Consider the following 20,638-nt stretch of genomic DNA (forward strand, 5'->3'; position numbering starts at 1 on the left):
ATAAGTAATTGATATTCAGTATAAAGTTAAATTTTAATACATTTAAAATAATGTTATTCTGTTTGGTTTTATGACAGAATGACCATAATATATATATGAAAAAATCAAAATTTTTAAATTTAGACAATCTGTCATTTCAGGATTTCGATGAGAATTCAGAATTAATTCCATTAATGACTCCTGAAGATGAAGAATTAATAAACAGCGAATCTTTGCCAGAATCGTTACCAATTTTGCCTTTAAGAAATACGGTATTGTTTCCTGGTGTTGTAATTCCTATTACTGCTGGTAGAGATGCTTCTATTAAACTAATTAATGATGCCAATAAAGGTGGAAAAGTAATTGGTGTTGTATCTCAAATAGACGAAACTGTAGAAAACCCAACAGCAAAAGATATCTATAAAACGGGTACAGTGGCACGTATTTTAAAAGTGCTAAAAATGCCAGATGGTAACACAACTGTGGTTATACAAGGTAAAAAGCGTTTTGCTATAAATGAGGTAACTTCAGAGAAACCGTATTTAACAGCAACAATTTCTGATATTCCTGAGGCTAAACCTGCAGCAGATAATGAGGAATTTAAGGCTATTATAGATTCTATAAAAGATTTGTCTTTAGAGATTATTAAGGAAAGTCCAAACATTCCGTCTGAAGCGAGTTTTGCGATTAAGAATATTGAAAGTAATTCGTTTTTAATCAATTTTGTGTCTTCTAACATGAATCTTAAAGTAGAGGAGAAGCAAGAATTATTAAAGATTAACGATTTAAAAGAACGTGCGCTTCAAACATTGAAGTTTATGAATCTAGAATATCAGAAGCTTGAGCTTAAAAATGATATTCAGTCTAAGGTTCAGAGCGATATGAATCAGCAACAACGTGAGTATTTCTTGCATCAACAGATGAAAACTATCCAAGAAGAATTGGGTGGAGGCGTTTCTTCTGGTGAAGAGATTGAAGATATGCGTGCACGTGCTAAAGACAAAAAATGGGACGATAAAGTAAAGGAACATTTTGAAAAAGAATTAGCCAAAATGCAACGTATGAATCCTCAGGTGGCTGAGTATTCTATTCAACGTAACTATTTAGACTTGTTTTTAGATTTACCTTGGAACGAATTTAGCAAGGATAAATTTGACCTTAAACGTGCTCAGAAAATTTTAGATAGAGACCATTTTGGTTTAGAAGATGTAAAGAAAAGAATTATAGAATATTTGGCCGTTTTAAAACTTAGAAACGACATGAAATCGCCAATTCTGTGTTTATATGGACCTCCTGGTGTTGGTAAAACCTCTTTAGGGAAATCTGTAGCTGAAGCTTTGGGTAGAGAATATGTTAGAATTTCTTTGGGTGGTTTAAGAGACGAAGCCGAAATTAGAGGACATAGAAAAACGTACATTGGTGCAATGCCAGGACGTATTATTCAGAGTTTAAAAAAGGCACAGACATCTAACCCAGTTTTTGTATTAGATGAGATAGATAAATTATCTTCAGGTCATCAAGGTGACCCATCGTCTGCTTTATTAGAAGTTTTAGACCCAGAACAAAACAGTGAGTTTTATGATAATTTCCTAGAAATGGGATACGATTTATCTAAAGTTATGTTCATTGCGACCTCTAATAGTTTAAATACAATTCAGCCTGCATTAAGAGACCGAATGGAAATCATTAATGTTACAGGTTATACTATTGAAGAAAAAGTAGAGATTGCTAAACGTCATTTATTACCAAAGCAATTAAAAGAGCATGGTTTAGATGACAAAGCGTTAAAAATTGCTAAACCACAATTAGAAAAAATAGTTGAAGGATATACAAGAGAATCTGGAGTTAGAGGCTTAGAGAAGCAAATTGCAAAAATGGTACGCTATGCTGCCAAGAATATTGCAATGGAAGAAGATTACAATATCAAAATCTCTAATGATGATGTTATTGAAGTTTTAGGAAGCCCTCGATTAGAACGTGATAAGTACGAAAATAATGATGTTGCAGGTGTAGTAACAGGCTTAGCTTGGACAAGTGTTGGTGGAGATATTTTATTTATAGAATCTATTTTATCTAAAGGTAAAGGCGCTTTGTCTATTACTGGTAACTTAGGGAAAGTGATGAAAGAGTCTGCGACTATAGCTATGGAATACATTAAAGCCAATGCAGAAGAGTTTGGTATTAATCCAGAAATATTTGCCAAATACAATGTGCATATTCACGTGCCAGAAGGAGCAACACCAAAAGATGGACCAAGTGCAGGTGTTACTATGTTAACTTCTTTAGTATCTTTGTTTACGCAACGTAAAGTTAAGAAGAGCTTGGCAATGACAGGCGAAATTACATTACGTGGTAAAGTATTACCTGTTGGTGGAATTAAAGAAAAAATCTTAGCAGCTAAACGTGCTCGTATTAAAGAGATTTTGCTTTGTGAAGACAACAGAAGAGATATTGAAGAAATTAAACCTGAATATTTAAAAGGCCTAACGTTTCATTACGTAACAGATATGAGTGATGTGTTAAAGCTGGCTCTTACCAAGCAAAAAGTAAAAAATGCAAAAAAATTATAGATTAATTATATCCATTATTACCCTCGGATTTTCTAGTATATGTGCATTTGCACAAGACTCAATAGTTGCACAAAATACTATTGAGTATAAAGATGTTTTTTTAGACGGGAAACCAGCTAAACTAAATGTTGCAACTGGAGAAGTAAAGCTAGTGCAGCCAAAAGATAAAGTAGAAACAGTTGTAAAAGAATCAGTAGTTAATGCTGCTGATTCTAGCAACAATAATCAAACTGAAAATAGCGTAAGTAATACAGTAAAGGAGTCAGATTTTTATATAGTAAAAGAAGGCGAATCGTTGTTTGATGTTTCTAAAAAGTATAATGTTTCTTTAAGTGAGTTAAAGGCAGCAAATAATTTAGAAACAACTTTAATTAATGTGGGTCAAAAATTAAGAGTAGTTAATTTTGATGCTGTTGAAGCTATCACTTATACTAGTAATTCTAGCTCAGAAAACGCAAATTCAGATTATTATATTGTTGAACGCGGTAATACCTTATTCAGTTTGGCCAATCGATTTAACTTAAGTGTTAATGAGTTGAAGCGAATGAATAATTTAATTTCAAATGTGATTAGGGTTGGTCAAAGACTTCGTGTTAATGGATCGGAAACATCTAATATTACTAATGGCGCTTCATTTTATGTAGTAAAAAATGGAGATAATTTATATCGAATTGCACTCAATAATGGTACAACGGTTAACGAAATAAAGCGTTTAAATGGATTAACGAGTAATCTTATTACTGTTGGCCAAGAATTACAGTTACGATAGAAATATTTTCTACTCAAAAAATAAAAAAATCATATCATCGTTTTAAGATAGATTTAGTTATTTTGCAAAATCTATGATTAAGAGGATTCTCACCTTATTTTTAATGCTATTGGCATTGCCTGTGTTCGCACAATTAGGTGGAGAATCAACTTATCAATTTCTTAACTTAGTATCGTCTCCGAGACAGGCAGCATTAGGAGGGAAAATTATTACTAATTTCGATCATGATGTTACTGAAGCACTATACAATCCGGCTTCAATAAATTATCAAATGAATAATCAGTTGGCCGTGAATTACTCAAATTACTTAGGAGGAATCAGCTACGGAACTGCAGCATATGCTTATACTTGGGATAGACATGTGCAAACTTTTCATTTTGGTGTAACCTATATTAATTATGGCTCGTTTGATGGTTATGATTTAAATGGGAATTCTACAGGAACGTTTAGTGGCAATGAAACAGCAATTTCATTTGGGTATAATTATCAAATTCCATATTCAGATTTTTATGTAGGTGCTAATATTAAGTTTATTACATCTTTATTAGAACAATATAATTCGGTTGGTGGAGCCTTAGATTTTGGCGTAATGTATATTAATGAAAAGTTAGATTTTCATGCGGCATTAACAGTAAGAAATGTTGGGACGCAGTTTTCTACTTATGCTGGTCAACACGAGCCTTTACCATTTGAGATTAATTTTGGCATGTCTCAAACCTTAGAGAATATGCCGTTGCGTTGGCATGTCACTCTAGAGAACTTGCAACAATGGCCAATTTCTGTAGAAAATCCGGCAAGAGCAACCACAGATTTAGATGGTAACCAAACGGAAGAAAAATTAAGCTTTTTTAATAAAGGGTTACGACATCTTATTTTAGGAGCAGAATTATTTCCTGAAGGAGGTTTTAATTTAAGATTTGGTTATAACTTTAGACGCGCAGAAGAATTACGAATAGTTGATCAGAGAAACTTTTCTGGTTTATCGTTTGGCGTAGGTATTAAGCTCAATAAAATGCGTTTAAGTTATACACATGCGAGATATACAGGAGCTTCTAATACGAGTTTTCTAGGACTTCAAATTGATTTAGATGGTAGAAGAAGATAAAACAAACAACACGTCAATGAAAAAAATTGTCATTGCTATAGATGGATTTTCATCTACAGGAAAAAGTACAATTGCTAAACAATTAGCTAAACAACTCAACTATATTTATGTAGATACAGGAGCGATGTATAGAGCTGTTACCTATTTTGCATTAGAAAACGAATGTATTGGAGATAGCTTTTTTAAAGAGGATGATCTTATTAATAAATTAAGTGAAATTACTATTACATTTAAGTTTAATGAAAAAGCGGGATTCGCTGAAGTGTATTTAAACGGAAAAAATATTGAATCAGATATTAGGACACTTAAAGTTTCAAAATATGTAAGTCCTGTGGCTACATTATCTGAGGTAAGACGAAAATTAGTTGAGCAACAACAACTCATGGGCAAAGATAAAGGGATTGTAATGGATGGCAGAGATATTGGAACTGTTGTTTTTCCTGACGCAGAATTAAAAATCTTTATGACGGCCTCTGCAGAAACTAGAGCAAAACGTCGTTATAAAGAATTACTAGATCGTGGTCATAACCTAAGTTACGAAGATGTTTTAGAAAATGTAACAACAAGAGATCATATAGATTCTACAAGAGAGGATTCTCCTCTAGTGAAAGCAAATGATGCTATTGAGATTGATAATTCTAATTTAACTATAGAAAGTCAACTGAATCGATTGATACAATTAGCAGATGACATCATATCGAAATAAAGTATTTTACTATTTTATTGTAATAAAAAAGCGACCCTTAGGTCGCTTTTTCTATAATTATATTTATTCCAAATTATAGGTTAGGAATAATTAATTCTTGATCTGGGTGAATAACATCCGGATTTTTAAGTAAATCAGAGTTAGCAGCAAAAATCTCTTTGTACTTCATTGCATCACCATAGTAGTGCTTAGCAATTTTTCCTAAAGTTTCACCAGAAGCAACAGTATGTCTAGCATATACAGACTCATCTGCAACTTTAATATTTGCCATAATATCAGCTGGATTGTCTCCACCTGCTTCTTTAATCTTATCCCAAATTAGGTTTTTTTCGTACTGAGTTGCTGCAGTTCCAGTTACCTGTAATACACCATCTTTTTCGCTAACATCACCATTCTGAATGTTCAATTTTTCTCCTAAGTCTAATACGCCTTGGTATTTTGCTTTAACCATTGTTTAAATATTTTAATTGTTAATAGTATTGTAAAGATACCAAAATATGTGCCAAGTTTTGTGCTAATTTCATCATTTTGATATTCTATTTAATATGAAACAATAAATAGACTTAGGTCACTTATTTTTAAAATAAAGTTATAGAATGAAATGTATGATTCACTTGTGTTTATCAGTAAAATGTCATTCAAAAGCTAAAAAGACTAAATTTTTTATAAATCATTGTGGCTCAGTGATACTTTTACTTTAATTTGTCTTGTGATAAACTTATAAATGTTGTACTTTTGCGCACCTTTTTAGTGGATAATAGAAAATAAAAAGGATTTGATATAATTTTAATTAATATCTTCTGTAGATTTTTCCACTATTGTTTTCAAAATATACAGAATACAAATTTTAATTCAGCACACATGTCTGAAAAAGAAACAAATCAAGCTGAGGTTGAAGCAACTGAAGCAGTTCAAGCTCCAGTAATCTCTGAAGCTCAAGCAAATCCAGAAAAATTCTTAAAAGAGTTCGATTGGCACAATTACGAAGAAGGAATTGAGCAAGTTGCGGACACTAAATTAGAAGAGTTTGAAAAATTAGTATCAGAAAATTTCGTTGACACTTTAGATGACGAAGTAGTAGAAGGTACTGTTATTACAATCACAGATCGTGATGCAATTATTGATATTAACGCAAAGTCAGAAGGTGTAATTTCTCTTAACGAGTTCCGTTACAACCCTAATTTAGCTGTTGGTGACAAAGTTGAAGTATTAATTGATGTGCGTGAAGATGCAACTGGTCAATTAGTATTATCTCACAGAAAAGCGAGAGTAATTAAAGCATGGGATCGTGTAAACAATGCACATGATACTGGCGAAATCGTTAACGGTTTTGTGAAATGTAGAACTAAAGGTGGTATGATCGTAGATGTATTTGGTATAGAAGCTTTCTTACCAGGTTCTCAAATCGATGTGAAGCCTATTAGAGATTACGATCAGTACGTAAATAAAACTATGGAATTTAAAGTTGTGAAAATCAACCATGAATTCAAAAACATAGTTGTTTCTCATAAAGCTTTAATTGAAGCTGATATTGAAGAACAAAAGAAAGAAATCATTGGTCAACTAGAAAAAGGACAAGTATTAGAAGGTATTGTGAAAAACATTACTTCTTATGGTGTGTTTATCGATCTAGGTGGTGTAGATGGTTTAGTTCATATTACAGATTTATCTTGGTCTCGTATCAACCATCCAAATGAGATTGTTGAGTTAGATCAGAAATTAAATGTTGTAATACTTGATTTTGATGAAAACAAATCAAGAATTCAATTAGGTCTTAAGCAGTTATCTAAGCATCCTTGGGAAGCTTTAGGTGAAACTGTAAAAGTTGGAGATAAAGTAAAAGGTAAAGTTGTAGTTATCGCTGATTACGGTGCTTTTGTTGAAGTAGAAGAAGGTGTAGAAGGATTAGTTCACGTAAGTGAAATGTCTTGGTCAACACATTTACGTTCAGCTCAAGATTTCGTTTCAGTAGGTGATGAAATCGATGCTGTTATCTTAACTTTAGATAGAGAAGATCGTAAAATGTCTCTTGGTATTAAGCAATTAACGCCAGATCCATGGACAGATATTACTACTAAGTATCCTGTAGGTTCTAAGCACACAGGTATTGTACGTAACTTTACAAACTTTGGTGTTTTTGTTGAATTAGAAGAAGGTATTGATGGATTAATTTACATCTCAGATTTATCTTGGACTAAGAAAATTAAGCATCCATCTGAGTTCTGTAACGTAGGTGATAACTTAGACGTAGTGGTATTAGAATTAGACGTAGATGGACGTAAATTATCTTTAGGTCATAAACAAACTACTGATAACCCTTGGGATAAGTACGAAACTGAATTTGCTTTAGGTACTACACATACTGCAGCAATTACAGAAATGGTAGACAAAGGCGCAACTATTGACTTTAACGAAGATATCGTTGCATTTGTACCAGCACGTCACTTAGAGAAAGAAGATGGTTCTAAACTTGGTAAAGGTGAAGAAGCAGAATTCAAGATCATTGAATTTAATAAAGAATTCAAACGTGTTGTAGCATCTCATACAGCAGTATTTAGAGAAGAAGAAGCTAAAATCGTTAAGCAAGCTGTTAGAAAACAGGAAGCTCAAGCGGCAGAAGCTAAGCCAACTTTAGGTGATGCAAATGATGCTTTACAAGCGCTTAAAGATAAAATGGACGGGAAGAAATAATCCCAATTCCTTTGAAAAAAGGAATCACATTAATCTATATGATAAAAGCCTCTCAATTTTTGAGAGGCTTTTTTATATTTAATGATATGAAAAATATATACTACGTTTTATCATCATTGTTACTATTTATAATTGGCTTTTTTTGCTACCAATCTTTTTTTGTAATTGTAATTAACATAGTTGGTCTTCATGATGTTGAATTGGTAAGTAACAGTATTAGTTCTAGGTTTGTTACACGGTTGGTTTTTGCTATAATTTTAAGTTGTATTCCTGCGCTATATTATAATATTCAAAAGATGTTCAAAATTAGCTTTTGGTTTGATGGTGCATATATATTAGTTATTATGGCCTTTTTTGGAAGCTTATTTTCAATTTTAAGAGGCGTATATATTTATGAGAAATTAATGGTTTTAACTAGTATAAAAACTCAAGATCGTTATAAACTATCGTATGCTCTAGATGACTTTAATTTTGAATACTATTTATTGTTTGGGTTTATTGTTGGCGGATTAATAAGTTCAGGACTGTTAAGTTTAAGACCTAGACTAAAAGATGAAAATTAGCTTTTATAAGTTCTAATCTACATTTTGTCTTTGCAAGAAAAACCATTGCAAACAAATATTTTTATCCTAACTTTGTAAACCAACAACGTTTGGAAACTATATGAGTCACAAAGTACTACTTAACTCTAAAGAAGTCAATATTACCCTTCACAGATTGGCTTGTCAACTCATTGAGAATCATGATGATTTTTCTGAAACAGTACTAATAGGTATTCAACCAAGAGGTAAATTTTTAGCTGATCGTTTAGCGGAAATTCTTACCGTAGATTATAAGATAAAAAATATTCAACTTGGCCATTTAGATATTACATTTTTTAGAGATGATTTTAGAAGAGGAGAAAAACCATTAGAAGCTAATACCACTATTATTGATTTTATAGTTGAAGATAAAAACGTGGTTTTTATTGATGATGTTTTATATACCGGTAGAAGTATTAGATCTGCACTAACAGCAATTCAGTCTTTTGGAAGGCCTAAGGATATTGAGTTGTTAACTTTAATTGATAGACGTTTTAGTAGACATTTACCAATACAACCTAATTATAGAGGACGACAAGTAGATGCTATTGATAACCAAAAGGTAATTGTTAAGTGGCTAGAAAATGAAGATGAAGATGCCGTATATTTGGTAAACAAGTAAAGTTATAGCATAATATATAAAGTGAAATGCCAAAGGCGAATAGCTAATAGTTAAAAGCAAATAAAAATGAGCGAATTAAGTGTTAATCACTTATTAGGAATTAAATATCTCACTAAAGAAGATATCAACCTTATTTTTGAAACTGCAGATCAGTTTAAAGAGGTAATCAATAGACCTATCAAAAAAGTGCCATCATTGAGAGATATCACTATTGCTAATCTGTTTTTTGAAAATTCAACCAGAACAAAACTTTCTTTTGAATTAGCAGAAAAACGATTGTCTGCAGATGTAATTAACTTTTCGGCTTCACAATCTTCAGTAAAAAAAGGAGAAACGCTTATAGATACTGTTAATAATATTTTGTCTATGAAAGTAGATATGGTAGTTATGCGTCATCCCAATCCAGGAGCTGGTGTATTTTTATCTAAACATGTTAACGCAAGTATTATTAATGCTGGTGATGGTGCACATGAGCATCCTACACAAGCATTATTAGATTCTTATTCTATACGAGAAAAATTAGGAAGTGTTAAAGGTAAAAATGTGGTTATTGTTGGTGATATTTTGCATAGTAGAGTCGCACTTTCAAATATATATGCTTTGCAATTACAAGGTGCAAACGTGATGGTTTGTGGACCAAAAACGTTATTGCCCAAATACATAAAAGACTTAGGAGTTAAAGTTGAAACCAATCTAAAAAAAGCATTAGAGTGGTGCGATGTCGCTAATATGTTGCGCGTACAAAATGAGCGTATGGATATTAGTTATTTTCCTTCTACTAGAGAATATACACAGCAATTTGGAGTTAATAAAGAACTGTTAGATAGTTTAGATAAAGAGATTGTAATAATGCATCCTGGACCAATAAATAGAGGTGTAGAAATTACAAGTGATGTTGCAGATTCTAAACAAGCCATTATTTTAAATCAAGTTGAAAATGGTGTAGCCGTTAGGATGGCAGTGATTTATTTATTAGCTTCTAAAATTAAACAATAAATTATGATAATAGATAGAGACGGTAATACTACAATTATTGCTCAAGAAAAAGCCTCTGTAAAAACTTTGGTAAATAATATAGAGCAAGCTTACGATAAATATAAAAACTACCACTTAATAGTAAGATTATCTAGTTTAGATAAAATTTCATTAGAAGATGTTATTGAATTTTTAAGATTAAGTAATAATCATCGTGCTGACAAAAAAAGTTTTGTTGTTGTTTCAGCGCAAGTAGAAATAGATCAAATACCAGATGAGATTGTTGTAGTACCTACAATTGAAGAAGCATACGATATTATTGAAATGGAAGATATGGAACGCGATTTAGGGTTTTAAAAACCCTTGATCAGAATGGCAATAAACACTGCTATTCCTTACAATAAAAACATTAAATGAAATTAACCATATTAGGTTGCCATAGCGCAACACCACGTATTAATACTAATCCTACATCTCAAGTACTAGAGATCAAAAATCATATGTTTCTTATAGATTGTGGAGAAGGTACTCAAGTTGAGTTAAGACGTAATAAGGTTAAGTTTTCAAGAATTAAGCATATTTTTATTTCGCATCTTCATGGCGATCATTACTTTGGATTAATTGGTTTAGTGAACACATTTAGTTTATTAACCAGAGAAACCGAGCTTCATATATATGCACCCAAAGGCCTTAAAGAAGTCATAACACTGCAAATGAAATTAGCAGGTGGTTGGACAAGATATGAGCTTATTTTTCATGAATTAAGCGCTACTGATTCTCAATTAATTTACGAGGATGATAAAGTAGAAGTGCATACTATTCCTTTAAAACATAGAATTTATACTAATGGCTTCTTATTTAAGGAAAAAGATAATGAACGTAAGTTAGATATTAACTTGGTAAATGAAGCTAATATAAACAAAGCATATTTCAGGAAATTAAAACAAGGGTTTGACGTAGAAAATGAGGACGGTGTTTTAATCAGTAATGAAAAGGTTACAAAAGATCCCGTAGAGGCAAAGAGCTACGCCTATTGCAGTGATACAGTATATAATGAGGCTATCATTCCTACTATAGAAGAAGCAACTGTTTTGTATCATGAGTCTACATTCTTAGAAAAAGATAAAGCACGTTGTAGTCCAACAAAACATAGTACAGCCAGCCAAGCCGCTACAATTGCCAAGAAGGCAAAGGTAGAAACTTTAATACTTGGTCATTATTCTACCCGCTATAACGACTATAATTTATTTAAAATGGAAGCTGAAACCGTTTTTGATAATGTATTGTTATCAAAAGATGGAAAATCTTTCGAGTTTTAATTCAACTCAGACAATCCTTGTACCCAACCAATAGCTTCTTCTAAGCTTGTAGCTCGTTTCATACTTATGGCTGCTAATTGCTTTTCAATTTTAGCATTCATAAAGGACCTATCCGAATAACTAACAATTGACACAGCGATTAATATGCTATCATCTTTATCAAAATAAGACCATAAAATAGGGTCAATTGAATAAGAATTAACGCGATTGGCAATATAGGCTAGTTTTTTATGATTGCCGTAATGGGCTCTAATTTCGGTTAGCAACTGATTAAGTTTAGATGAATTAAAATGAATACCTTCATTTACTTCCATTATGTAGTAATCTTCAAATAAGTAGATTATGCCAAAATCTAGGGTTAATTTTTCGTAATTAAGGGATTTGGATAAAAGGGAATTTTCAAAATGCATTTAAGGGAATTATATTTTTAAGGGTGGTTATTCGTTAAAGCTACACTTTTTTTGATAGAAACAAAATATTGAATTAACTTCGTATTACTATGGAAAAGGACTTAAGCAATTACAGAAAATCATACGAAAAGGGGGAATTATTATTAAATAATGTACCAGAAAATCCAATGGAATTATTCCGCGATTGGTTTGTAGAAGTAGATACACATTTTAATGTAGATGAAACTAATGCGATGACAATTTCTACCTTAGGATTAGATGGTTATCCTAAAAATAGAGTAGTACTACTTAAGAAATATACGCACGAAGGTTTTATTTTTTACACTAATTATAATAGCGAAAAAGGGAAAGCAATAGCAGCAAATCCTAACGTTTGTTTATCCTTCTTTTGGCATGCCGCAGAACGCCAAATTATAATAAAAGGTAAGGCAGAAAAAATTTTAGAAAATCTTAGTGATGGTTATTTTGAGTCTAGACCAAGAGGAAGTCAATTAGGTGCAATGGCATCTAATCAAAGTGAAGTAGTAAAAAATAGATCTATATTAGAATCTAAGCTAAGAGAGTTAGAAATTAAGTATGAAGGACAAACTATAGAGCGACCAAAAAATTGGGGAGGTTATATTATAAGACCAGAAGAACTAGAATTTTGGCAAGGAAGACCTAATCGGTTACATGATAGAATCAGATATAAACTTCAAAAAGATTATAATTGGAAGATTGAGCGCTTAGAACCATAATCATTGAATAATCTAATAAATGAATTATTATAAGGTCAATTTAAAATTAAGCGATTATTATATCATTATATGTTGTTCTTCACTATTTAAAACATCGATGAAATACATTTAATCAATGTTGTTCTACGTTAAAATTAGAATCAAAAGTGCATTTCGTCGATGTTTTGCATTTTAATTCGACGAATAACATGTAGTTTGTCGTTTTTAACATTTCTTTAACATTTTAATATAAGTGTGAGGTTAATTTAGTATTCCCAAACCTAAATAACCTAGCTTATGAAAGCCCTTAAATTCTTTTCTTTATTGACATTATTTGTACTGTTTAGTTTAACATCTTGTTCATCAGAACCTCTAGAGGATGACTTAAATGCTATTGAAGTACCTGCAGTTCCTCAAGCTAAGCAGATAGAAATTGAGATTATGGAGCTAATTAATGCACATAGAATTTCTATAGGTTTAAATGCGTTAGAGAATCATGATACTGTTAAAGCAGTTGCATTAACTCATACTAATTACATGATTGAAGAAGATAATGTTTCTCATGATTATTTCTATTTAAGAAAGCAAAGTTTACAAGATAATGCAAGTGCAGCTGTTGTTACAGAAAATGTAGGTTATGGTTTTTATACAGCGCAAGGTGTTGTGACAGCATGGTTAAACAGTCCTGGTCATAGAGCTAATATAGAAGGTGATCATACAGATTTTGATGTTTCTGCTGAACAAAATTTAGAAGGCAAATGGTATTTCACTAATATGTTTATTAAGCGATAATACTTATACTTACACAATTAGATATTACTTATAATTTTTAGCATTCAAACAATAAAACAGGTTAGCACCCTAATCTGGTTAATATATATTCATTCCTTAATCTCAGACTATGAAACAAAAATTACTATTCAGTTTACTTTTTTCAATTTTATCTTTTCTGGCGTTTGCTCAGAGCGTAAAGATTACTACAATGGTAGAAGGAGATTGTCCTACAGGTGATGTAGCACCAAGATTTATAGAGTTATATGTTGACGGTACTGTAGATGTCACTAACTTAAAAATACAGTATCAATTTGCTTCGGCAGATAATTGGGTTACAAATAACTCTATTGGTGTTGGGCAATACACTGATACATATTTATATTTAGTTAATGATATTGATGCGTTCGATGTTAATTTTTCTGGTGTCAGAACAGCACAAAACACCACTACAGGTACGTTATTATCTAGCGTAGAAGGAGGTGATAAGATTAGACTCGTAGATTCGTCAAATAACGACCAAGTACTAGATATTTTTGGAATTGATGGAGAAAATGGAGAAACAAAATCTTGGAACTTTTCAAACTCTTATGTGCAAAGAAACAGTGATAGTGGACCTAGTTCTACATTCATTGAATCAGAATGGAATATAACCCCTAAAAATACGCTTTTATTTGCGGGTGTTTGTTGGGGAGAAGATCCTTTAGATACAATTGTTACTCTGCAAAGTAATACACTTTCAGTAAATGATTTAACATTATCTACTAATAGAATTAAATGCTATCCAAATCCAGCAAAAAATTATATTAAGGTTTCAGGTTTAACTACAGCTGAAAATTTTTCGATGTATGATATATTGGGAAATCAAGTTTTTAAAGGAACATTAAAAAATAACGAAAGTTTAGATCTTTCTAACTTAACATCAGGAATCTACCTGCTAAAGACTGAAAATGGTCAAACTTTGAAAATTATTAAAGATTAAGCTCAAAATAGATTATCTATTTTAAATCTCTGGTTAAATTTTAATCGGAGATTTTTTTTGAAATAGATTTAGAATTTAATTCAATCAGCTTCGTATTTTACTTCTACTTTTATAAAAGGAATAGCGAATAATCTCTTTTTAAATACTGACTTTTTTGAATGTTTAACCCAATCTATTGATCGAGAACGTGAGTATTTTATTTTTTGGGTGGTATGTGTATATAGAATGCTAGGTGTTGTTAAATACATTGAACCTTCAATTTTAACTTTATCTGGCTTTATAGTTTCGATACCAACAAATATTCCTTTATCTAAAAAAGGTATATCCAAACCTTCTAAATCAATTTTAAAATTCTTTTGATCTTTTTCAGGTTTAATTATGATGTCTTCATAGTAGATAGGATCGCTAGGAAAGCCCAAGTCATTTACAGCGTAAAAGGCTAATCTATAATAGGTTTGATATGTTTTGAAATCTTTATCATTTATGGTTTTAAACTTTAATTGTAATGAAGTTAGTTTACCTCTTTTCTCTTTAGAATTCTCAATTAGAATTGCTGTCTCTGAGCCATAAGTTGAAGAAGTAGGGAAGGTTTGTTTTCTATTTCCAGTTTTAAGTTTAATTGTATTTTTATTATACTTAATGGCTTCACTTTTTATAAAAACTTCATCTAAAGCTTCATGAATAGTGCGCATTTTAAAATTTAATGTATTGTTGTCAGAATTGAGAAATTGTAACACGGCTATTTTTAGTTTTTTATAGCCTATTAAAGACACAACTAGTGTATCGTTTTTTGAAGACTGAGAAAAATCTATAGAATATTTACCTTTTTCATTGCTATACGTTCCTATGTTCTTACCTTTTACTGAAATGTTTACGTAGGCTAATTTTGCATTAGTAAGACTATCTATAACAGTCCCTTTTAAGGTTTGAGTATGTGCTGAAAAATTTGAAAAAAGAAAAGTTATGATTATTAAATATTTCATACTTATGTATTACTACAATATTACAATAATCTAATTTTAAACAAAAAAGAGCAAGTTCAATACGAACTCACTCTTTTTTCTTAGTAAAACTATGGTTTAGTTAATTTAAGGCTTCTGCTCTTCACCATCCACGATATAGAAGTAAGAACGTCTATTAACTTGGTGTTGTTCTTCCGAACATTTAACACCATTAGCACATTTATTTAACAATCTAGTTTCCCCAAAACCTCTAGCACTTTGTATTCTGCTAGGCTCAATACCACGCGATATGATGTATTCTCTAGTGGATTTAGCACGTCTGTCTGATAGTTTTAGGTTATACTTATCACGTCCTCTACTGTCGGTATGGGATTCAATTTTAATGACCATTTCTTTGTGCTTACGTAAAACGTTTACAATATTTTCGAGTTCGTATTGTGCATCGGTTCTAATTGCATCCTTATCATAGTCAAAGAAAATAGGGTTAATAATAATCTGACTTTCTAAGATTAGTGGTTTAAGCACCAGATCAGCGGTTATGGTGTCTTCGTTTTTTCTAGAAGTTGTGATGATTTTCTTGTCCTCTTGGTAATCTTCTTTAGTTCCTAGTATGGTATAGGTTTGGTTACATTCAACCTCAAAGGTGTATGCACCATCCTCATCAGTAATAATTTCATCAATAATTTTCCCGGTTTGGTCAATAAGTTGGACTTTAACCTCACTTAAAATAATTTCGGTTCTGTGTTCTGATGCTATACCAGAAATAATTTGATGGCATTCAGAGATTGTAAAGCCATAGATGTCATCACCGCCTTTACCATCAGGTCTGTTAGAAGAGATGTATCCTTTTTGGGATTCATTATCGATATAAAACGCAAAATCATCATAACCACTGTTAAAAGGGGCACCAATATTTTCAGGTTCAGAAGACTCATTTTTAAGCATATTAGATTTAAATACATCTAATAGTCCTAAATTTAAATGGCCATCAGAAGAGAAATAAAAGGTACTGTCTTTACTTACAAAAGGAAACATTTCACGACCTTCTGTATTAATCGTATTGCCTAGATTTACGGGTTCTCCATAGGAACCATCTTCCTTAATGTCTACAGAATAAATATCTGTTTGTCCCATACCACCTTCGCGATCAGAGACAAAAAATAAAGTTTTGTTATCTACGCTTAGAGACGGATGTCCTGTAGAGAACACATCATCATTAAAAGGTAATTCTTCAGGATTGGTCCATTGTTTACCCACTAAAGATGCTTTGTAAATTTTAAGGTGAGTTGTCCCTTCTTTATCGTATTTTAGGCGTTGACGCTGATTGATATTATCTCTAGTAAAATACATGGTTTTACCATCATTAGTGATGGCAATAGAGGCTTCATGATAGATTGTGTTTACTTGTTCTCCAATAATTTCAGAAGGCGATCCGTAGGTTTCAATGATTTCGCCTTCCTCATTTTCGTCTTGTTTAATGGGGATCTGAAAAATATCTAAAAAAGGTTCTTTGTTCCAGTTATAGACTTTTTTATGTTCGCCTCTGGCGGAAGCAAAGTAGAGCGTACTGTCTTTTACATAAGATCCAAAATCTGATAATTCAGAATTAAAAGGCAGGTTTTCTAAGGTAACTACAAGATCAATATTTTTAGAGGTTAGTTGATCAAAGATATCAATATTGTCGGGATCGTACCCTTTTAAACGGCTATCGCCTTGTTGGGCTTGGCTTAATTTTTTAAACCAAATATTGGCTTCTTTATAATTACCAATACTTCTAAGGGATTGAATATATTTATAAATGTATTCCGCTTCAATATTAGAGTATTTACTTAAAGCTTTTTCATACCAATAGACCGCTTTTTCAGAATTAGAATTGTTGTAATAGGCATCACCAAGTCTCGTTAATACGTGTGCATCTTCTTTTCCTTTCTCGACTACTTTTTCGTATAATTCAATAGCTTTTACGTAGCCGTAATTTTCAAAAAACTTATCTGCTAGTTTGGTTTGAGCAAAGCTCAAAGTACTGACTAAAACTAATAAAAGGGTTAATAATTTAATTTTCATATTAGAATAGTTTTTAGAAATATCTAGGCGATTTAATACGTTTACTTTTAAAGACTTCAAACATTAATAATACTTCGTGTGTACCACTGGTGTATGCTGCTAAATCCGATATAGGATATTCATAGGCATAACCAATTCTCATCTGCTTTGATATTTGAAAATCAGCAATACCACCTATAGCGGCAGCGTTTTCGTTAATTCTGTATGCACCACCAATCCAAAAGACTTCATTAAACAAAAAGTTAGCCGAAATATCAAAAGATAAAGGTGCACCATTAGTTGCTTTAAGTAATACAGAGGGTTTTAGTTTCGTATTTTCACTTAAATTAAAAACGTATCCACTGGTTAAATAATAGCTAATGCGTTCTAAAGCGATGTAATCTAAAGTTCCATTTCGTCCTTTATTATAATCGGTATTTAAAATTCTAGGTGCGGATAACCCGACATACCATTTAGGTGCATGTAAAAATAGGCCAGCACCAAAATTAGGACTCCATCGGTTTGAGACATCATTAAAAAAAGGATCATCAACTACGGATGGATCATTTAATAACGCTTCATCTAAACTGTAATGTGTTACACCACCTTTAATCCCAAAGGCTAGTTTTGTGTTTTCACTTGTTTTAATGGTATAAGAATAATCAGCATATAGGTATGAGAAGTTTTCGTATCCTAACTTATCATTGATAAAGGAGATTCCTAATCCCATGTTTTCATTTCTTAAAGGCGTATGGACAGATAACGTTTGCGTTTCAGGACCACCTTCGAGACCCACCCATTGACTTCTGTGTAGTCCAACGACACTAAGTGTTTCTCTACTCCCAGCATAGGCAGGATTAATAGAAATGGTGTTAAACATATATTGTGTAAACTGTGGTAACTGCTGAGCAAAGCTCATAGATCCACTAAAAAAGAGTACAGCAATACAGATGTATTTAGATAACTTCATTGGTTAAGTTTTAATTTGTTGCTATATAGATAGGACCAGTAAAAGGGGCTAAGCCACTATCTTTTAAATGCACAATATAATAGTATGTACCTGTTGGGACATTACCTGAATTTCCTACAGATGAATTATGAGACAATCCACTCCAATCATTGTTGTAATTATTAGATTTATAAATCTCCGCACCCCAACGATTAAATATTTGTACTTCGATTTCAAAATCACAAACCTCAATTCCTGTAATGGTAAAAAAGTCATTAAATCCATCTCCATTAGCCGTCACAGTTTTAGATATCACTACATCATCTTCACCACAAAGTAAAACCACACAATCATCATCAATAGCAATATTTACTTCTACTTCGGTTTGGCAAGGACCATTAGGAATAGCATATCCGAAGGTATAATTACCAACCTGATGTAATCCTGGGTCAAAATAGCTACCATTAAGAGTGGCATCACCAGCAATAATACTCCAAACACCATCTGTTTCAAAATCACCAGATAATAAATCAAAGAGATCAAATTCAGGATCTAAAGTACAACGTGCGGTATCTACAACATCAATATAGTTCCCGACTTCCACAGCGATATTTTGAGAGAACTCTGTTTGATTACCACAATCATCAGTTACAGTCCATATTCTAGTAATATCATAGAATTCTGGGTCAATACCTTGAGTTGATTCTTCATAAAAAGACACATCAATATTATTAGAACAGGAATCTTCAAACACAAGATTAGGTACCGTTGGTATTTCACTACAAAGTACAGCAATAGAAGTTTCAAGGGGTGTTAATAGTGTAGGTGCATTATTATCTTGAACCGTTATGATTTGTGTATGCACCGCTTCATTATCACAATCATCACTAGTCGTCCATGTTCTTACAATAAGATAATCACCGATACATGAGCCATCAATAATTTCTTCTTCAAAGGTAACCTCTGCAGAACTACAGCTATCAGTAGCTGTTAACGTATCCGCACCAGGTATGGCATCACATTCTGTAGTTAAGTCCGTCGGAAGCGCTTCATTAAAAGTAGGCGCAGTAGTATCTTGTACTGTAATAGTTTGTACTAAAGTAGTGGTGTTATTACACTCATCACTTAAAGTCCAAGTTCTAGTTATGACCGCTTCTCCAGGGCAACTACCAGTTACAGTACTATCTGCAAAGGTCGCTTGTAAACCACTAGAACAATTATCCATTTCATCCGTCACATCACCAGTAATTGAAACATCCGTCACATCAATATCACATTCAACAGTTATATTTTCAGGCACCGTAAAAGTAGGCGCAGTGGTGTCTTCAATGGTTAATGTCGCGCTAATTGTAGATGTATTATTACAATCATCGGCAACGGTATATATTACCGTAATTGTTCCACTAGAACCACAAGTTGCGATTAAATTATTAAAGTCATAGTTTGAAGTTACCACATTTGTAGGGTTAGTATCACAGGCATCTGTACCACAAGTTTCAAGAGCTGTAATATTAGCATTGTTCCATGCAATAACAGAGTTTTCAGTTTCAGAGCCACTACATTCAATAGTTTGATCAACCACAGTACAAGCCGATAAATCAGGACCAGTGGTATCTTCAATGGTAAGTGTAGCTGTTAATGTTGTAGAATTACCAGTAGCATCTGTTAAGGTATAAGTCACTGTAATAGTTCCACTGGATCCACATGTAGAGACAAGGTTTGTAAACGCATAATCAGAAATTACTGTGAAATTATTATCACAAGCATCAGTAGCACAATTTTCTAAAGCAAGAATATTAGCTGCATTCCAAGCATTTGCATTGGTTTCATTATTTAAACCATTACATTCAATGGTTTCATCTTCAACTGTACAATTAGAAGTGTCAGGAGGTGTTGTATCCTCAATTAACTCGGTTGTTGTTTGAGATGTAGAGCTCAGTGTTGTATTATTTACAACCTCTTGTGCCGTTACAGTAGCAGCGTTAATAACTTCTGTGTTATCAATATCTGCTTGAGTAACTAAATAGGTAGCAGTGTATATCCAAGTTTCTGTAGGATCTAATTGATTATCATTATCAGTATCTCCAGAAGTAAAGTTAATACTCACTGCAGGCGTTGAATTATCTAACAAGGGATCCGTAATAGTAAGGTTTGCTAATGCAATATCACCAGTATTAGTAACAGTGAAGGTGTATGTAATAGTCTCACCAACTTCTGTACAACTATTGCCATTATCATTATTGAAAACACCAGTTTTAACGAGCTCTATTCCAGATTCATTACACAATGTTACATCTGTATTACTAGCATCAATGATATAAGTATCTGTAGCTTGAACAGCAGTTGTTCCATCAGGCTGCAGACCATCAGCGGTAACATTGTTGGTAATATTCCCAGCATCAACATTAGCTTGCGTAATAGTATAATCAGGCGCTGTAAAGATCCAAGTTTCTGTAGGATCTAAAAGATCATTCGTATTAGTGTCTCC

At 32.4% G+C, this 20,638-nt stretch carries 19 protein-coding genes; 13 read left to right on the plus strand and 6 right to left on the minus strand.

Going from position 1 to position 20,638, the window contains the following annotated elements:
- Positions 1-95 precede the first annotated feature (95 nt).
- The 4 genes from lon (at position 96) to cmk (ending at position 5,129) form a co-directional block, all read left to right on the plus strand.
- Complete coding sequence (gene lon / locus Q0891_RS11480) at positions 96-2,549, plus strand: endopeptidase La (protein WP_299101729.1); 2,454 nt, start codon at positions 96-98, stop codon at positions 2,547-2,549.
- Positions 2,533-3,318 (plus strand): LysM peptidoglycan-binding domain-containing protein, encoded by a 786-nt coding sequence (locus tag Q0891_RS11485; protein ID WP_299101730.1) that lies wholly within the window; start codon positions 2,533-2,535, stop codon positions 3,316-3,318. Before lon ends, Q0891_RS11485 begins: the two co-directional genes overlap by 17 nt.
- A 73-nt stretch (positions 3,319-3,391) precedes the next feature.
- Positions 3,392-4,423, plus strand: a complete 1,032-nt coding sequence (gene porQ / locus Q0891_RS11490; RefSeq protein ID WP_299101732.1) for a type IX secretion system protein PorQ — start codon at positions 3,392-3,394, stop codon at positions 4,421-4,423.
- A gap of 16 nt (positions 4,424-4,439) precedes the next feature.
- Positions 4,440-5,129, plus strand: a complete 690-nt coding sequence (gene cmk / locus Q0891_RS11495) for a (d)CMP kinase (RefSeq protein ID WP_299101734.1) — start codon at positions 4,440-4,442, stop codon at positions 5,127-5,129.
- A 73-nt stretch (positions 5,130-5,202) separates the two neighbouring features.
- On the opposite strand, the gene Q0891_RS11500 is transcribed toward cmk, so the two are convergent.
- Complete coding sequence (locus Q0891_RS11500) at positions 5,203-5,580, minus strand: LysM peptidoglycan-binding domain-containing protein (RefSeq protein ID WP_299101736.1); 378 nt, start codon at positions 5,578-5,580, stop codon at positions 5,203-5,205.
- Between the two features lie 410 nt (positions 5,581-5,990).
- Here Q0891_RS11500 and rpsA point away from each other — a divergent pair, with 410 nt between their 5' ends.
- The 6 genes from rpsA (at position 5,991) to Q0891_RS11530 (ending at position 11,317) form a co-directional block, all read left to right on the plus strand.
- Positions 5,991-7,820, plus strand: coding sequence for a 30S ribosomal protein S1 (rpsA, locus tag Q0891_RS11505; RefSeq protein ID WP_299101737.1), 1,830 nt, complete (start codon positions 5,991-5,993; stop codon positions 7,818-7,820).
- Between the two features lie 86 nt (positions 7,821-7,906).
- Complete coding sequence (locus Q0891_RS11510) at positions 7,907-8,383, plus strand: hypothetical protein (RefSeq protein ID WP_299101739.1); 477 nt, start codon at positions 7,907-7,909, stop codon at positions 8,381-8,383.
- A gap of 100 nt (positions 8,384-8,483) precedes the next feature.
- A complete protein-coding gene (pyrR, locus tag Q0891_RS11515; RefSeq protein WP_299101741.1) occupies positions 8,484-9,023 on the plus strand; it encodes a bifunctional pyr operon transcriptional regulator/uracil phosphoribosyltransferase PyrR in 540 nt (179 codons plus the stop codon).
- Positions 9,024-9,089: 66 nt separating this feature from the next.
- Positions 9,090-10,019 carry an aspartate carbamoyltransferase catalytic subunit gene (locus tag Q0891_RS11520; protein WP_299101743.1) on the plus strand — a complete coding sequence of 310 codons (930 nt, stop codon included), beginning with the start codon at positions 9,090-9,092 and terminating at the stop codon, positions 10,017-10,019.
- Positions 10,020-10,022: 3 nt separating this feature from the next.
- Entirely contained in the window at positions 10,023-10,355 is a 333-nt protein-coding gene (locus Q0891_RS11525; RefSeq protein ID WP_299101745.1) for a ribonuclease Z, read from the plus strand.
- A 56-nt stretch (positions 10,356-10,411) separates the two neighbouring features.
- A complete protein-coding gene (locus Q0891_RS11530) occupies positions 10,412-11,317 on the plus strand; it encodes a ribonuclease Z (protein WP_299101747.1) in 906 nt (301 codons plus the stop codon).
- Here Q0891_RS11530 and Q0891_RS11535 read toward each other — a convergent pair.
- Positions 11,314-11,727 (minus strand): hypothetical protein, encoded by a 414-nt coding sequence (locus Q0891_RS11535; protein WP_299101748.1) that lies wholly within the window; start codon positions 11,725-11,727, stop codon positions 11,314-11,316. The two genes, Q0891_RS11530 and Q0891_RS11535, sit on opposite strands and share 4 nt — an antisense overlap.
- A gap of 89 nt (positions 11,728-11,816) precedes the next feature.
- On the opposite strand from Q0891_RS11535, the gene pdxH reads away from it, so the two are divergent.
- The 3 genes from pdxH to Q0891_RS11550 all read left to right on the plus strand — a co-directional run bounded on the left by pdxH (position 11,817) and on the right by Q0891_RS11550 (position 14,196).
- The gene (gene pdxH / locus Q0891_RS11540) at positions 11,817-12,464 is read left to right on the plus strand and encodes a pyridoxamine 5'-phosphate oxidase (RefSeq protein WP_299101750.1); all 648 of its coding nucleotides are present in this window, start codon (positions 11,817-11,819) and stop codon (positions 12,462-12,464) included.
- A gap of 276 nt (positions 12,465-12,740) precedes the next feature.
- Positions 12,741-13,235 (plus strand): CAP domain-containing protein, encoded by a 495-nt coding sequence (locus Q0891_RS11545; RefSeq protein WP_299101752.1) that lies wholly within the window; start codon positions 12,741-12,743, stop codon positions 13,233-13,235.
- A gap of 109 nt (positions 13,236-13,344) precedes the next feature.
- The gene (locus Q0891_RS11550; protein ID WP_299101755.1) at positions 13,345-14,196 is read left to right on the plus strand and encodes a T9SS type A sorting domain-containing protein; all 852 of its coding nucleotides are present in this window, start codon (positions 13,345-13,347) and stop codon (positions 14,194-14,196) included.
- Positions 14,197-14,276: 80 nt separating this feature from the next.
- Here Q0891_RS11550 and Q0891_RS11555 read toward each other — a convergent pair whose 3' ends face one another.
- The 4 genes from Q0891_RS11555 to Q0891_RS11570 all read right to left on the minus strand — a co-directional run.
- The gene (locus Q0891_RS11555) at positions 14,277-15,179 is read right to left on the minus strand and encodes a carboxypeptidase-like regulatory domain-containing protein (protein ID WP_299101757.1); all 903 of its coding nucleotides are present in this window, start codon (positions 15,177-15,179) and stop codon (positions 14,277-14,279) included.
- A 105-nt stretch (positions 15,180-15,284) separates the two neighbouring features.
- A complete protein-coding gene (locus tag Q0891_RS11560) occupies positions 15,285-17,222 on the minus strand; it encodes an OmpA family protein (RefSeq protein WP_299101759.1) in 1,938 nt (645 codons plus the stop codon).
- A 13-nt stretch (positions 17,223-17,235) separates the two neighbouring features.
- Positions 17,236-18,171: a type IX secretion system membrane protein PorP/SprF gene (locus tag Q0891_RS11565; RefSeq protein WP_299101761.1), complete on the minus strand. Its 936-nt coding sequence runs from the start codon at positions 18,169-18,171 to the stop codon at positions 17,236-17,238.
- 10 nt (positions 18,172-18,181) lie between these two features.
- The coding region (locus Q0891_RS11570) for a gliding motility-associated C-terminal domain-containing protein (RefSeq protein ID WP_299101763.1) at positions 18,182-20,638 on the minus strand (2,457 nt) is incomplete at its 5' end.

Origin of the sequence: uncultured Winogradskyella sp. (genome assembly GCF_947498005.1) — a bacterium.
In the GTDB taxonomy this organism is placed as follows: domain Bacteria; phylum Bacteroidota; class Bacteroidia; order Flavobacteriales; family Flavobacteriaceae; genus Winogradskyella.